General features: G+C 73.9%; 9 protein-coding genes. 1 reads left to right on the top strand and 8 read right to left on the bottom strand.

Translation table 11 applies throughout. From position 1 onward, the window contains the following. Positions 1-78 precede the first annotated feature (78 nt). From ACZ4U4_RS08085 to ACZ4U4_RS08070, 4 genes are all read right to left on the bottom strand, one after another. A complete protein-coding gene (locus ACZ4U4_RS08085; RefSeq protein ID WP_467870229.1) occupies positions 79-396 on the bottom strand; it encodes a hypothetical protein in 318 nt (105 codons plus the stop codon). Next, positions 393-746 (bottom strand): WhiB family transcriptional regulator, encoded by a 354-nt coding sequence (locus ACZ4U4_RS08080; protein WP_030280963.1) that lies wholly within the window; start codon positions 744-746, stop codon positions 393-395. Before ACZ4U4_RS08080 ends, ACZ4U4_RS08085 begins: the two co-directional genes overlap by 4 nt. Before the next feature lie 116 nt (positions 747-862). Beyond that, complete coding sequence (locus tag ACZ4U4_RS08075) at positions 863-1,186, bottom strand: hypothetical protein (RefSeq protein ID WP_467870226.1); 324 nt, start codon at positions 1,184-1,186, stop codon at positions 863-865. A 143-nt stretch (positions 1,187-1,329) separates the two neighbouring features. Further along, the gene (locus ACZ4U4_RS08070; protein WP_467870223.1) at positions 1,330-3,579 is read right to left on the bottom strand and encodes an ATP-dependent DNA helicase UvrD2; all 2,250 of its coding nucleotides are present in this window, start codon (positions 3,577-3,579) and stop codon (positions 1,330-1,332) included. A gap of 482 nt (positions 3,580-4,061) precedes the next feature. Here ACZ4U4_RS08070 and ACZ4U4_RS08065 point away from each other — a divergent pair, with 482 nt between their 5' ends. Beyond that, a complete protein-coding gene (locus ACZ4U4_RS08065) occupies positions 4,062-4,319 on the top strand; it encodes a glutaredoxin family protein (protein WP_467870222.1) in 258 nt (85 codons plus the stop codon). 169 nt (positions 4,320-4,488) lie between these two features. Here the strand turns inward: ACZ4U4_RS08065 and nudC are convergent, their stop codons facing one another. From nudC to ACZ4U4_RS08045, 4 genes are all read right to left on the bottom strand, one after another. Then, complete coding sequence (gene nudC / locus ACZ4U4_RS08060; protein WP_467870219.1) at positions 4,489-5,424, bottom strand: NAD(+) diphosphatase; 936 nt, start codon at positions 5,422-5,424, stop codon at positions 4,489-4,491. Positions 5,425-5,488: 64 nt separating this feature from the next. Then, on the bottom strand, positions 5,489-6,889 hold the full coding sequence (locus ACZ4U4_RS08055; protein WP_467870216.1) for a dipeptidase: 1,401 nt from the start codon (positions 6,887-6,889) through the stop codon (positions 5,489-5,491). A gap of 10 nt (positions 6,890-6,899) precedes the next feature. After that, positions 6,900-10,712: an ATP-dependent DNA helicase gene (locus ACZ4U4_RS08050; RefSeq protein WP_467870214.1), complete on the bottom strand. Its 3,813-nt coding sequence runs from the start codon at positions 10,710-10,712 to the stop codon at positions 6,900-6,902. A 138-nt stretch (positions 10,713-10,850) separates the two neighbouring features. Beyond that, the gene (locus ACZ4U4_RS08045; RefSeq protein WP_467870211.1) at positions 10,851-14,357 is read right to left on the bottom strand and encodes an ATP-dependent helicase; all 3,507 of its coding nucleotides are present in this window, start codon (positions 14,355-14,357) and stop codon (positions 10,851-10,853) included. Positions 14,358-14,723: the final 366 nt, after the last annotated feature.

Raw genomic sequence — 14,723 nt, 5'->3', positions numbered from 1 at the left:
GCGCGCCGCCGCATCGTCTCCGCCACGACCGATCGGCCCGGCGGGACTGCGCGGCGCGCCCCGTGGTCTGTTACCGCGTCACTGCATCACGGCCATGGCCAGGGCGCGGCGGGCGCGGAGCGACGCGCGTTCCGCGCGCCGCTGCATCCGCCGCGCGGCAGCGAGCCGATGGCCCCTGCGTTCGGACTCGGCTTGGTGCAGGCGTTCGTGCATATGGGCACGTGCCAGGGCTTCTGGGATGAGTTGCATTTCGAGGTTCCTGTTCTGACGAGACTCGATCGCACCGGAGTTCACGGGTGCGGGCATTTCGGTGATGGTGGGGTTCATCGCTGGGTCCTGCTTCCGGGGGTCCCGCGTACCGGGACGGTCGATCGTTCCTGTGCCGGAGGTGTTCATGCCGCGACCGGATTCTTGCGCGGACGGCCTCGCGGACGCTTCCGCGCCACGACGACTCCCTGGACGAACAGCTCACCGCCCCAGACGCCCCACGGCTCACGGCGGTCCTTGGCACCCGCCAGACACGCCTCGCGGACGGGGCAGGTGCGGCACAGCGACTTGGCGTACTCGACGTCCGCCGGGGACTCGGCGAAGAAGACCTCGGGGTCGTAGGTGCGGCACGGCACCGCGGCGCCCAGACGGTCGATTTCGTTGTCCAGCTCGGTGAGGGGAAGCAAGGAGTTCTCCTGGGGATCAGGCGGGGGGATCAGGTCGGTCGCAACGGACGGGGTGTGCGTCTGCAGTTGCACGGTGTGTGTTCCTCGTCTGTGTGGCCCGGCGGTGGCCGGGCGCTGGGCAAACAAAAGGGCCGCGGATCCCGGTGGGGGTTCCGCGGCCCTGGAAGGCGCCGACCTGATCATGCCGATCAGGCTGGATCTCTCCAGGGTTCAAGGCCGCGGTAGGCCCACGTTTCATGCTGGCGGTACTGCTGCTGGGATCCGGCACCATTGGCTGCCGCGGGAGCAAAGGCATTCGCCACTGCTGCCACTGCCGCTACCGCAGGTGCCTGCGCCGGTCGCGCACTGCGCTCCTCCGCCACGAGGGACAGAAGGGACTCGGGACGCTTGACCTCGACGCCGGACAGGCGGCCGAAGCCGGACATACCGGTGCCCAGGAGCGAGGAGCCGAGAGAGCCGGTGGCGGCGACCGAACGATCGGTCATTTTGTTCATCTCGATGAAGCTGATCATTGGGGGTCGCCTCCTCTCGGCGTCTCGGTGGACCGGGAATCCCGTTCCAAACATGTTCAAGTACAACACGGATTCTTCCGGACCCGGAAGCCCGTCATCACCGTGCTCCCGCAGGCTATGGGGATGCCGTCCGCGCGCGCAAACTATTTTTCCGACGAGTTTTCCGCGGCTTCCTCGCCGCCCTCCTCGCCCTCTTCCTCAAGACCGTCCGCCGCGCCGCCGCCAAGCTCCTGACCTGCACACAATGCCAGCACCTCGGTCCCGAAACGGTCCAGCTTCCGCCGCCCGACACCGGAAATCTGTGCCAGCTCCCCCGCCGAACCCGGCACCGCTTCCGCGATCGCCATCAGCGTCTTGTCGGTGAACACGCAATACGCCGGCTGCGACAACCGCGCCGCCTGCTCCGCCCGCCAGTCACGCAGCCGCTCGTACAGCCCCTCGTCCAACTCCGACGGACAGTCCTCGCACCGCATCAGCTTCATCTCGCCCGCGTCCGTCAGCGTCCGCCCGCACACCCGGCACCGGGCCGGCTTGCGGTCCCGGCGCCGCAGGCCGCCGGACGCCCCGCCCGCGCCCCGCTCCACACCGCCCACAGCCGCACCCGCCGCGCGGCGCGCCACACCGCCACCGCCGGGCCGCAGACCGTTCAGGAACCGGCTGGGGCGCCGCGATGCCCGGCCACCCGGCGATCGCGCCAACGACCACGACAGCCCCAGATGCTCCCGCGCCCGCGTCACGCCCACATACAGCAGCCGCCGCTCCTCCTCGACCTCCGCATCGGACGTCGCATGCGAGATCGGCACCATGCCCTCGGTCAACCCCACCAGGAACACCGCGTCCCACTCCAGGCCCTTCGCGGCATGCAACGACGCCAGCGTCACCCCCTCGACCGTCGGCGCATGCTGCGCCCGCGCCCGCTCGTCCAGCTCCGCCACCAGATCCGCCAACGACGCCTCCGGACGCGCCCGCGCGAAATCCTCCGCCAGCCGCATCAACGCCGCCAACGACTCCCAGCGGTCCCGCACCGCCCCCGAACCCGCCGGCGGCTGCCCCGTCCAGCCCTTCGTACTCAGCACCGCCCGCACCTGCGACGGCACATCCACCGCATCGTCCAGCAGCGCGTCGTTCCCCCCGAAGCGCGCGGCGCTGCGCAACGCCACGCCCGCCTCCCGCACCTCCGGCCGCTCGAAGAACCGCTCCGCCCCCCGCAGCAGATACGGCACACCCGCATCCGCCAGCGCCTGCTCGTACACCTCGGACTGCGCGTTGATACGGAACAACACCGCTATCTCACCCGCCGACACCCCCGACGCGATCAGCTCCCGGACCCGCCGGGCCACGCCCTCCGCCTCCGCGGGCTCGTCGGCGTACTCCACGAACACCGGCTCCGGACCCGGCGCGCGCTGCGACACCAGCTCCAGACGGTGCTCCGCCGCCCGACCGCTCGCCTGCGCCAGCACACCGTTCGCGAGATGCACCACCTGCGGCGTCGAACGGTAATCCCGCACCAGCTTCACGACCGTCGCACCCGGATGACGGGTACGGAAATTCAACAGATGATCGGGGGTCGCGCCCGTGAAGCTGTAAATCGTCTGCCCCGGATCACCCACCACGCACAGGGAATCCCGCTCCCCCAGCCACAGCTCCAGAAGACGCTGCTGCAACGGGCTGACGTCCTGGTACTCGTCGACGACGAAATGCTGATACTGCGCCCTGACCTGCTCCGCGATGTCATGCCGGTCCTGCAGCACCCCCACCGTCAGCAACAGCACGTCCTCGAAATCGATGACGCCGCGCTCCCGCTTCAGCTGCTCGTACATCGTGTAGATCTGCCCGAGCTCGGCCGCATCACGAGGCGCCGCCCGGCCCGCCTTCACCAGCGCCGCCGGATAATCCGCCGGAACCGTCTGCGTCACCTTCGACCACTCGATCTCGCCCGTGACCTCCCGCAGCTCCGCGCGGTCCAACCGCACCCGGCACCGCGCCGCCGCCTCCGCGACCACCTGCACCTTCCGCTCCAGCAACCGCGGCACCTCACCGCCCACCGCCTTCGGCCAGAAGAACTGCAGCTGCCGCAACGCCGCCGAGTGGAACGTCCGCGCCTGCACCCCGCCCGCACCGAGCTGCCGCAGCCGGCCCCGCATCTCCCCCGCCGCCCGCGCCGTGAACGTCACCGCCAGCACACTCGCCGGCTGCATCACCCCCGACCGCACGCCGTACGCGATCCGGTGCGTGATCGCCCGGGTCTTGCCCGTGCCCGCACCCGCCAGCACACACACCGGCCCCCGCAGCGCCGTCGCCACCTCGCGCTGCTCCGGGTCGAGCCCGTCGAGCACCGCATCGGCCGAGTCCGGGACCTGCGGGAAAAGAGAGGAATCCGATGCTGCAGTCACCCCGCCATGCTGCCAGGTCCACCACCGGACACCCCAAAACTGTCCACAGGGGCTCCTGGGCCGGTATGACCGCAGCCGCCTTCTGTGGACAGCCACCGACGCTCCGCGCCGAAATCTGCTGGAGTGGAGGAAGCAGGAAGCGAGAACGACCGAGGGAATCGAATCGGCCGCCGCGGCTGGACCGCCGCGGCTTGGGGCTGGAAGGGGCTGGGCGGGGGTTGCGGGGGGCTGCCGCTTCGGTGGGGGTGGAGGAGGGGTGGGGTGGGGGCGGGGCCCCCGGGGTGGGGAGGCGGGGGAAGGGGGCGGGGGGAAGGGGGGGCGGGGAGAGCCCCCCGGGAATGCTCCAGCCCCCCAAGACGTTCCCTTACCGTCGCCACCCCGGCCACGCCCGTTCGGCGCCGGTCGGGTCCGGGTCGGGCTCAGGGTCCGGTCCGGTGTGGCGGCTTCTGTTTCGAGAGTCTTACCGAAGGAGCGCGGGGCGCATGGCGGGCACTGTGACGATGTACAGCACGACCTGGTGCGGTTACTGCCGTCGGCTGAAGAGCCAGATGGACCGCGAGGGCATCGCGTACACGGAGATCAACATCGAGCATGACGCCGATTCCGCGGCGTTCGTGGAGAAGGCGAACGGCGGCAACCAGACGGTGCCGACCGTGCTGGTGGTTCCCCCGTCCGGCGGCGAGAACATCGTCATGACGAACCCGAGCCTCAACCAGGTCAAGCAGGCGCTGGCCGTCTGAGGCACCGCGCGCCGTCCGTGCCCTCCCCGGAGTTCTCCGGGGAGGGCACAGCCATGTTCGGGCGGTGCGGCCCGGGCACGACAGCCCGCCGTGGCAGGACGCCCCGGGCCCTGCACTCGGCAGCGACGCTCCTTGCAGAAAGCCCCCGCAGCCCCGCCGTACCCCCAGGTCAGGGCTTCGGCAGCGGCTTGCCGTACCAGGTTTCGATGAGGCGGGCGGCGATGGAGATGCCGTACGGGGGCAGGACCTCGCCGGAGGCGAAGGCGGCGGTGAGGTCGTCGCGGGAGAACCAGCGGGCCTCCTCGATCTCCTCGCCGTCGACGTGTATGTCGGAGGAGGTGGCGCGGGCCATGAAGCCGAGCATGAGGCTGGAGGGGAACGGCCAGGGCTGGCTGGCGACGTATTCGACGTCGCCGACGACGACGCCGGCCTCCTCGAAGACCTCGCGGGCCACGGACTGCTCGATGGACTCGCCCGGTTCGACGAAGCCGGCGAGGGTGGAGAAGCGGCCTTCGGGCCAGTGGACCTGGCGGCCGAGGAGGGCGCGGTCCTGGTCGTCGGTGACGAGCATGATGACGGCGGGGTCGGTGCGGGGGTAGTGCTCGGCGCCGCAGGCGGGGCAGCGGCGGATGTGTCCGGCGGCGGCGATGACGGTGCGTTCGCCGCAGCGGGAGCAGAAGCGGTGCAGGCGCTGCCAGTTCTCCAGGGCAACGGCGTGGACGAGGAGTCCGGCGTCGCGCGGGGAGAGGAGCAGTCCGGCTTCGCGGAGTCCGGCGGCGCGGGCGGACTGGTCGAGGCGGCCGGGGAGGACGTCCTTCTGGAGGGCGAAGTAGCTGATGCCGTCGTCGTCGGTGCCGAGGTAGTAGCGGTGGGCCTCGGTCAGGGGCGCCTCGAAGGACGGCGTCATGATGAGTTCGGTGCGGCCGTCGGGGGTGTCGTCGATGAGGGCCTGACCGCCGGAGACCACGAAGACGCGCGTGGAGGGGTGACTCCAGGCCGCGGCGAGCCATGCCTCGTCGAGGCGGTGGTGTGCGGAGCGGTCGATGCCGCTCGGTGCGCTGAAGGTGATCGGCCGGTCTGCGTCGTGGTCGGTCCAGGTGGTCACTGCTGTCTCCAACTCCCCCTGTGGCGTGGGTGGTTGCTGCGTGCGGGGCGGCGGGCGGTGTGGGTCAGGTGGTGTGCCAGTGCTCCGCGAGGTCGCCCCAGAGGTGTGCGGTGGTTTCGGCGCCCTTGAGGAGGAGGTCGAGTTCGACCTTTTCGTTGGGGGCGTGCCAGCCGTCGGAGGGGATGGAGATGCCGAGGAAGAGGACGGGTACGCCGAGGACGTCCTGGAGGTCGGCGGCGGGTCCGGAGCCGCCTTCGCGGGTGAAGCGGATCTTCTGGCCGAACGCGCGGCCCATGGCGCGGACGACGGACTGGAGTGCGGGGTGGTCGAGGGGGGTGAGGCAGGGGCGGGTGGCGCCCCAGAAGGTGAGGGTGTGGCGGATGCCGTCGGGGAGGCGGGCGGCGACCCAGTCGCGTACGGCCTGCTGGACGGCGTCGGTGTCCTGGCCGGCGACGAGGCGGAAGGAGAGCTTCAGCTGGGCGGTGGCGGGGACGATGGTCTTGCCGCCGGGGCCCTGGTAGCCGCCGGAGATGCCGTTGACCTCGGCGGTGGGGCGGGCCCAGATGCGTTCGAGGGTGGTGTGGTCCGCCTCGCCGAGGGTGGCGTGGGAGTGGGCGGTGTTCAGCCAGGCGGTTTCGTCGAAGGGGAGCTCGGCGAAGAGGGCGCGTTCCTGGTCGGTGAGGGGGATGACGCCGTCGTAGAAGCCGGGGATGGTGACGCGGCGGTCGGTGTCGTGGAGGGCGGCGGCCAGGCGGGCGGCTTCGGTGGCGGGGTTGGGGACGGCGCCGCCGAAGGAGCCGGAGTGGATGTCCTGGTCGGGGCCGTGGAGGTCGATCTGGCAGTCGGTGAGGCCGCGCATGCCGGTGCAGACGGTGGGGGTGTCCTTGGACCACATGCCGGTGTCGGAGACGATCACGGCGTCGCAGGCCAGGCGGTCGGCGTGGCGGGCGATGAGGTCGGGGAAGTGCGGGGAGCCGGATTCCTCTTCTCCTTCGATGAGGAGTTTGAGGTGGACGGCGGGGGTGGTGCGGCCGGTGGCGGCGAGGTGGGCGCGGACGCCGAGGGTGTGGAAGAAGACCTGGCCCTTGTCGTCGGCGGCGCCGCGGGCGTAGAGCTTGCCGTCGGCGGTGTGGGGTTCGAAGGGGTCGGTGTGCCAGCCGTCGTCGCGGGTGGCGGGCTGGACGTCGTGGTGGCCGTAGACGAGGACGGTGGGGGCGTCGGGGTCGTCGCTGGGCCAGTGGGCGAAGACGGCGGGGTGGCCGTCGGTCTCCCAGATCTCGGCGGTGGGGAAGCCGGTGGCGGTGAGCTTGGCGGCGAGCCATTCGGCGCTGCGGCGCACGTCGGGGGTGTGGCCGGGGTCGGCCGACACGGAGGGGATGCGCAGCCAGTCGGCGAGGTCGGCGAGGAAGGTCTCGCGGTGGGCCGTGAGGTACGCGTGGACGGCGCTGTCCGGGGTGGTGCTCATGGGTCCGAGCCTATCGGCCTTCCGGGTGAGGGCGGTCGGCGGTCTCGCCGCGGAGGATGCGTTCGAGTGCGGGGCGTCCGGGGAGGTGGGCGGGGCGGATGAGGGTGCCGGTGCGGACGTGGAGGAAGGCGGCGTCGACGGCGGTGGGGGGCAGGTGGTGGCGTTCGGCCCAGGCGAGGCGGTAGATGGCGAGTTGGAGGGGGTCGGCGTCCTGGGTGTGGCCGGTTTTCCAGTCGATGATCTCGAAGTGGTCGGTGCCGTCGGGGCCGGGTGTGCGGTAGACGGCGTCGATGCGGCCGCTGATGACGCGTCCGGCGAGGGTCATGCGGAACGGTGCTTCGACGCGGTGCGGGGTGCGGTGGGCGTAGGGGGTGCGGGCGAAGGCTTCCTTGAGGGCTTCGAGGTCGCTTTCGTCGGCGATGTCCGGGTGGGCGTCGGGGTCGGCGCCGGGGAGGTCGTCGGGGTCGTGGAGCGGGAGGGGGAGTTCTTCGTGGCGGGAGGCGACCCAGGCGTGGAAGCGGGTGCCGCGGCGGGCGGCGGGCTGGGGTGGGCGGGGCATGGGGCGGGCGAGTTCGCGGGCGAAGGCGTCGGGGTCGGCGGCGAGGTGCATCAGCTGGGTGGCGCTGAGGGCGTGTGGGAGGGGGACGTCGCGGACGGTGGCGCGGGCGCGGCGGAGTTCGGCGGTGAGGGCGTCGAGGTCGCGGTCCCAGGAGGCGAGGGTGCGGCGGTCCTCGGGGAGGAGGGCGGTGTCGGTGGTGTGCTCCTCCCGGGCGTCGTGGCCGGTGGGGGTGTGCGGGGCTCCGGTGTCGGCGTGGCGGGGGCCGGGGACGGCGGGGTGGTGCGGGGCCGGGAGGAGGTCCGTCTCGCCTGCGAAGAGGTCGGGGGCGTCGGGGCCGGGGCGGGTCGGGGTGGTGCCGCTCCCCCGGTGGTGGGCGGGGCCGTCCGCCGGGCCGTCCTCGCCGTGGGCGGCGCCGTTCTCGCCGTCGAGGCGTGCGGGCACGCCGTCGGGACGTGCGGACGCACCCTCAGGAAGTGCGGGCGCGGCGTCGTACGGCTCGGCGTCGGCGTACGGCTCGGGCTCCTCGTACGGATCGGGGGCGTCGGACGGGTCGGGGTCCCCGTAGGGATCAGGCGCGTCGAACGGTGCGGGGTCGCCGTAGGGGTCCGGTGCAACGGGCGGTTCGGGGAGGCCCGGGTCGTCGTCGTACGGCGCGTCGGCGGGTGCGGGGTCGCCGTTGCGGCGCGGGTCCGGGATCTGGGGGTCAGCGGCCCCGGGGGTGGGCTCCTCCGGCAGGTGGGAGAGGTAGGAGCGCACGGTGGCCGCGGCGGTGCGGCGGTGGGCGGTGGCGGTGGGGTCGAGGGGCAGGGGCCAGGCGTGGGGGGTGGTGTCGTCGGTGAGGGTGGGGTTCTCGGCGTCGTCCTCGGGGGGGTCGGTCCAGGCGTCGATCTCGCCGTGGCCGGCTTCGCAGTGGGTGCGGAGGGCTTCGAGGAAGGCGGACGGGCCGCGGGGGCGCTTCTGCTGGGGGCCCCACCAGTGGCCGGAGCCGAGGAGGAGGGAGCGGGGGCGGGTGAAGGTGACGTAGCCGAGGCGGAGTTCCTCGGTGGACTGGTGGTCCTTCATCGCCTCCTTGAACGCCTTGAGGCCGCGGGCGTCGAAGGTGTCGAGGTCGGGGAGGGTGGCGGCGTCGCCGCGGAGGGTGTGCGGGAGGACCTTGGGGCGGGTGGTCCAGGAGTCGCGGGGCTGTTCGCTGGGGAACTGCTTGGCGACGAGGCCGGGGACGGCGACGACGTCCCACTCGAGGCCCTTGGACTTGTGGGCGGTGAGGATCTTGATGGTGTTGTCGCCGCCGGGCAGGGAGCTGTCGAGGCCCTTTTCGTGGCGGGCGGCGGTGCGGAGGAAGCCGAGGAAGGCGGCGAGGGTGGCGTCGCCGTCGAGGGCGGCGCCGCCCTGTTTGGCGGCGAACCCGGCGGCGGTGTCGAGGAAGGTGGTGAGGGTTTCGCGGCGGCGGGCGGCGAGGGCGTGCGGGGAGGCGGCCAGTTCGACGTCGAGGCCGGTGGTGGAAAGGACGCGGTGGAGGACGTCCATGAGGGGGTCGCCGGTGCAGCGGCGCAGGTCGCGGAGTTCTGTGGCGAGGTAGGCGAAGCGGACGCGGGCCTCGGGTGAGAAGGGGAGGCCGTCGTCGGGGCCGTCGGCTTCGAGGAAGGTGTCGAGGGCGTCGGCGAGGGAGAGCGTTTCGGCGGGGTCGGTGCCTTCGACGGCTTGGGCGAGGCGGCGTTCGGGGTCGTCGGCGGGGCCGGTGTGGTGGACGAGGGTGCGGGCGCGGCGGCCGAGGAGGGCGAGGTCGCGGGGGCCGATGCGCCAGCGGGGGCCGATGAGGAGGCGGACGAGGGCGGCGTTGGCGGTGGGGTCCTGGAGGACTTCGCAGACGGCGACGAGGTCGGCGATCTCGGGGAGGTGGAGGAGGCCGGAGAGGCCGACGACCTCGACGGGGAGGTCGCGGTCGACCAGCTCGCTCTGGATGCGGGCGAAGTCGGTGGCGGTGCGGCACAGGACGGCGATCTCGCCGGGTGGGGTGCCGGTGGCCACGAGGTGGGCGAGGTGGTCGGCGAGCCAGGTCAGCTCGTCGGCGTGGGTGGGCAGCAGGGCGCAGCGGACGGTGCCGTCGTGTTCGGCGCCGGGGGCGGGGCGGAGGGCTTCGACGCCGGTGTGGCGGGCGCGGAGGGGGGCGGCGAGGGTGTTGGCGAGGTCGAGGAGGCGGCCGCCGCTGCGGCGGTTCTCGCTGAGGGCGTGGCGGTGGGCGGGGGTGCCGTCGGGGAACGGGAAGTGTGCGGGGAAGTCGTCGAGGTTGGCGACGGAGGCGCCGCGCCAGCCGTAGATGGCCTGGCAGGGGTCGCCGACGGCGGTGACGGCGTGGCCGGTGCCGAGCCCCGGGCGGGGTCCTGATCCGGCGCCGAAGAGGCCGGAGAGGAGGAGGCGCTGGGCGACGGAGGTGTCCTGGTATTCGTCGAGGAGGACGACGTGGAATTCGTCGCGGAGGAGGGCGCCGACCTCGGGGCGGGTGGTGGCGAGGGTGGCGGAGAGGGCGATCTGGTCGCCGAAGTCGAGGAGGTCGCGGCGGCGTTTGGCGTCGCGGTAGGCGGCGACGAGGGTGGTCAGTTCGCGGCGGGCGCGGGCGGTCTCGGGGATTTTCCGCAGGTCCGCGTTGGTGAGGGGGCGGTTTTCGAGGGTGGTGAGCAGTTCGGTGTCGTACTGCTGGAGGCGGTCGGGGGTGACGAGGTGTTCGGCCAGCTCGGCGTCGAGGGCGAGGAGGTCGTCGACGAGGGTGGGGAGGGAGGTGGTGAGTGCGGGGAAGGGGCCTTGGGCGGTGCGCAGGACGCGGGCGGCGAGCTGGAAGCGGGTGGCGTCGGCGAGGAGGTGGGCGCCGGGCTCGATGCCGATGCGCAGGCCGTGGTCCTTGAGGAGGGTGCCGGCGAAGGCGTGGTAGGTGGAGATGCGGGGTTCGCCGGGGTGGCCGTCGGGGGTGGTGGGGTCGTCGGCGGGGGTGGTGACGCCGGCGGCGTGGAGGGCGGTGCGGACGCGGTCTCGTAGTTCACCTGCGGCTTTGTTGGTGAAGGTGAGGCCGAGGACCTGTTCGGGGGCGACCTGGCCGGTGCCGACGAGCCAGACGACGCGGGCGGCCATGACGGTGGTCTTGCCGGATCCGGCTCCGGCCACGATGACCTGCGGGGCGGGCGGCGCGGTGATGCAGGCCGTCTGCTCCGGGGTGAACGGGATGCCGAGGAGTTCTTTGAGCTGCTCGGGGTCGTTGAGTGGCGCGGACACATCGAAAACGGTAACGGGCGGGACTGACAGTCCGGGCCGGGGCGCGGTGCGTGCTGCGGGTGACCTGCGGAGACGCCGTTACGGAGGTGCGGGACCCGGATCGGCTCCGCCCCTCCCGGGGCCGTCGGCCGGTGGCCGTCACTCGATGATCTGGCGTCCCTCCGGCTGTGCGCTGCACGAGGCGCGGAAGGCGCAGTGGGTGCAGTGGGTGCCGGGCGTGGGGGTGAAGCGTTCGTCGAGGACGCGTCCGGCCGCTTCGGCGAGGAGGCCGCCGATCCAGGTGTCGTCCGGGGGCGGCTGGGTCTGGACGGTGGGCAGGGTGTCGCCGCCTTCCTTGCGGGGGGCGCCGAGGCGGAGGTGGACGAGTTGGGCGCCGGCGGTGTCGGGGGGGTGTCCGTCGAAGGCGTCGTCGAGGGCGCCCTGGCGGACGGCGAGCTGGTAGACGGCGAGCTGGGGGTGGTGGGCGACCTCGGGTCCGGTCGGTTTCTGTTTGCCGGTCTTGAAGTCGACGACGTAGGCGCGGCCCTGGTCGTCGCGTTGGACGCGGTCCATGGTGCCGCGGATGCGGATCTGGTGGGGGCCCGCGTCGAGGGTGACGTCGAAGTCGTGCTCGGAGGCGGCGGTGGTGGAGCCGCGCAGGTCGCGTTCGTCGGTGTGCCAGCGCAGGAAGCGTTCCAGGGCGGCGCGGGCGTTCTCCTTCTCCTGGCGGGATTTCCAGGGGGCGTCGAAGGCGAGGGTGTCCCAGACGGAGTCGAGGCGTGCCATGAGGACGGCGAGGTCGGCGGGGGTGCGGCCGGAGGCGACCTCGTCGGCGAGGACGTGGACGACGTTGCCGAAGCCCTGGGCGGCGGTGGCGGGGGCGTCGGCCTTGACCTCGCGGCCGAGGAACCACTGGAGGGCGCAGGTGCGGGCGAGCTGGTCGAGGGCGCTGCCGGAGAGGACGACGGGGTGGTCGCGGTCGCGGAGCGGGGTGGTGTTGTGGGTGGGTTCGGCAAGGCCCCACCAGTTGTCGGGGTGGGCGGCGGGGACGAGGGGGCGGCCGTCGTCGTCGCGGAGGGCGGCGAGGCGGGCGAGGCGCCGGGCGGCGGCGTCGCGCAGGGCGGGGGTGGCGTCGGGGTCGACGGTGGTGGCGCGGAGTTCGGCGACGAGGGCGGCGACGGCGAGCGGGCGGCGGGGGCGGGTGGTGACGTCCTGGGGGGTGGTGCCGAGTTCGGTGAGGAAGCGGGAGGGCTGGTCGCCGTCGTCGGCGGCGGCTTTGACGGCGGTGACGACGAGGCGGTCGCGGGCGCGGGTGGCGGCGACGTAGAAGAGGCGGCGTTCCTCGGCGAGGAGGGCGCCGGGGGTGAGGGGTTCGGCGAGGCCGTCGCGGCCGATGCGGTCGGCTTCGAGGAGGGAGCCGCGGCGGCGCAGGTCGGGCCAGAGTCCTTCCTGGACGCCGGCGATGACGACGAGGCGCCATTCGAGGCCCTTGGCGCGGTGGGCGGTCATCAGGCGGACGGCGTCCTGGGTGGGGACGCGGCGGGTGAGGGTGTCGGCGGCGATGTCCTGGGCGGCGAGTTCTTCGAGGAAGTTGAGGGCGCCGCGGCCGCCGGTGCGTTCCTCGGCGCGGGCGGCGGTCTCGAAGAGGGCGACGACGGCGTCGAGGTCGCGATCGGCGTTGCGTCCGGCGGGGCCGCCGCGGTGGGCGGCGCGTTCCAGGCGCTGCGGCCAGGGGGTGCCGTTCCACAGTTCCCAGAGGGCGGCTTCGGCGGTGCCGCCGGTGGCGAGGAGGTCTTCGGCGGTGCGCAGGAGGAGGCCGAGGCGCTGGGCGCCGCGGGCGTGGGCGGGGTCGTGGGCGACGAGGCGTTCGGGTTCGGCGAGGGCGCGGGCGAGCAGTTCGTCGGAGGGCCGCGGCAGTGCGGTGCCGGCGGCGCGCTCTTCCTCGCGCAGGGCCCGCCCGAGCCGCCGCAGGTCGGCGGCGTCCATCCCGCCGAGGGGGGAGGTGAGCAGGTCGAGGGCGGTCTCGGGGGTGAGGTGGGCGGGGGCGACGGTGCGGTCCGGGGCGGGGCCGTCCGCCGCGGGTGCGGGGTCGGCGTCGTCGGCGGGCGCGGCGGATTCGGCGGGCTCCGGGGCGTCCGGGGCGCCCTCGGAGTCCGGCGCGTCCGGTACGGGCCCGAAGTCCGGCGCGTCCCGTACGGGCTCGCCCCCGGCCGCCGCGGTGGCGCGCGCCACTGCCCCCTGGGCGGCCACCCGCAACGCCGTGAGCAGCGGGGCCACCGCGGGCTCGTCCCGGAGGGGGAGGTCGTCGCCGTCGATGTCGAGGGGCACGCCCGCGGAGGTGAGGGCGCGGCGGATGCCGGGCAGCGAGCGGGCGCCGGCGCGGACGAGGACGGCCATCTCGTGCCAGGGGACGCCGTCCTCCAGGTGGGCGCGGCGCAGCAGGTCGGCGATGGTGTCGAGTTCGGCGCCCGGGGTGGGGTGGGTGAGGACGTCGATGCGGCCGCCGGGGCGGACGGCGGCGGGTTCGCGGTGGGCGCGGACGGTGGCGGCGGGCAGCCGGGTGAGCGGCATCCGGCGGGCCAGTTCGCGGGTGGCGGCCAGCAGGGCGGCGCGGGGGCGGCGGGCGGTGGTGAGCACCTTGACGGGTGCGGGGGTGCCGTCGCCGCGGGGGAAGGCGGTGGGGAAGTCGAGGATGCCGTTCACGTCGGAGCCGCGGAAGGCGTAGATCGACTGGTCGGGGTCGCCGAAGGCGAGGAGGGTGCGGCCGGGGGTGCCGGGTGCGCCGCGGGTGGTGCCGGGTCCGGCGAGGGCCGTCAGCAGGCGGAGCTGGGCGGGGTCGGTGTCCTGGTACTCGTCGACGTAGACGGCGTCGTAGGCGGTGGCCAGGCGGGCGGCGACGCCGGAGTCGGGGTCCTCGGCGAGGAGGACGGCGCGGTGGACGAGTTCGGCGTAGTCGAGGACGCCCTGGGCGTCGAGGACGTCGAGGTATTCGGCGAGGAAGGCGGCGGCGGCGCCCCAGTCGGGGCGGCCGGTGCGGCGGGCGAAGGCGGCGAGGGCGTCGGGGCCCAGGCCCAGTTCGCGGCTGCGGGCGAGGACGGCGCGGACCTCGTCGGCGAAGCCGCGGGTGGTCAGGCAGGCGCGGAGTTCGTCGGGCCAGGTGACGCGGGCGCGTCCGGCGGCGGCGAGGCCGGCCTGTCCGGCGAGGAGTTCGCGGACGACGAGGTCCTGTTCGGGGCCGGAGAGCAGCCGGAGCGGTTCGGCGAAGAGTTCGGCGTCCTGGTGGGCGCGGACCAGGGCGTAGCAGAAGGAGTGGAAGGTGGTGGCCTGCGGGAGGGCGGTGCTGCCGAGGCGGGCGGCGAGGCGGTCGCGGAGGGCGACGGCGGCCTTGCGGCTGAAGGTGAGGACGAGGATCCGCTCGGGGTCGGTGCCGCGGCGTACGCGGGCGGCGACGGACTCGACGAGGGTGGTGGTCTTGCCGGTGCCGGGCCCGGCGAGGACGAGGAGCGGTCCGTCGCCGTGCTGAACCACCTCGCGCTGCGCGGCGTCCAAGGCAGGAGGCTCCGTGCTCCCCGTGTCGGTCCGCACCAGGCGGTACGGGCCGGGGGCGTCCCGCCGCGACGCGCGGGGGTGCGGGCGTCGCGGTGTGTCGGAGAAGGAGGAGCTCACGTGGATCGCCGGTTCCGGTGGAGGTGAACGGGATGGACGGGATGGACAGGGCGGACGAGGCGGACGGGGTGCGGGGCGTGACGGCGCGGGGCCGCGGCGGCACCGCCGTGCCGGGTCCGTCCGGGCGCGGGGGGCCGGATCTCGACGCTACGCCAGGCGGCGGGCGGGGCGGCGGTTGTCCACAGGCCGCTCCCGGGCGGCGGGGGCGTGCGGGTTCAGGGGTGCGCCGGGCCGCCGCGGCCGTGGCGCCGGGCCCGCGGGGCCGGGCCGTCGGAGGCGGTGCGGCCGCGGCTGCGGCTGCGACCTGCGGCGGGGGCGTCAGCCGGGGGGCCGTCGGCGGCTGCGGAGGCGGCCGGTCCGGTGGGG

The organism is Streptomyces sp. NPDC029159 (genome assembly GCF_055564055.1).
This window is presented reverse-complemented; position numbering and strand designations above follow the sequence as displayed.

Bases quoted from the DNA above. Each gene is read 5' to 3' on its own strand.
- ACZ4U4_RS08085 (WP_467870229.1), bottom strand. From the start codon at position 396: ATGAACACCTCCGGCACAGGAACGATCGACCGTCCCGGTACGCGGGAC.
- ACZ4U4_RS08075 (WP_467870226.1), bottom strand. From the start codon at position 1,186: ATGATCAGCTTCATCGAGATGAACAAAATGACCGATCGTTCGGTCGCC.
- ACZ4U4_RS08065 (WP_467870222.1), top strand. From the start codon at position 4,062: ATGGCGGGCACTGTGACGATGTACAGCACGACCTGGTGCGGTTACTGC.
- ACZ4U4_RS08055 (WP_467870216.1), bottom strand. From the start codon at position 6,889: ATGAGCACCACCCCGGACAGCGCCGTCCACGCGTACCTCACGGCCCAC.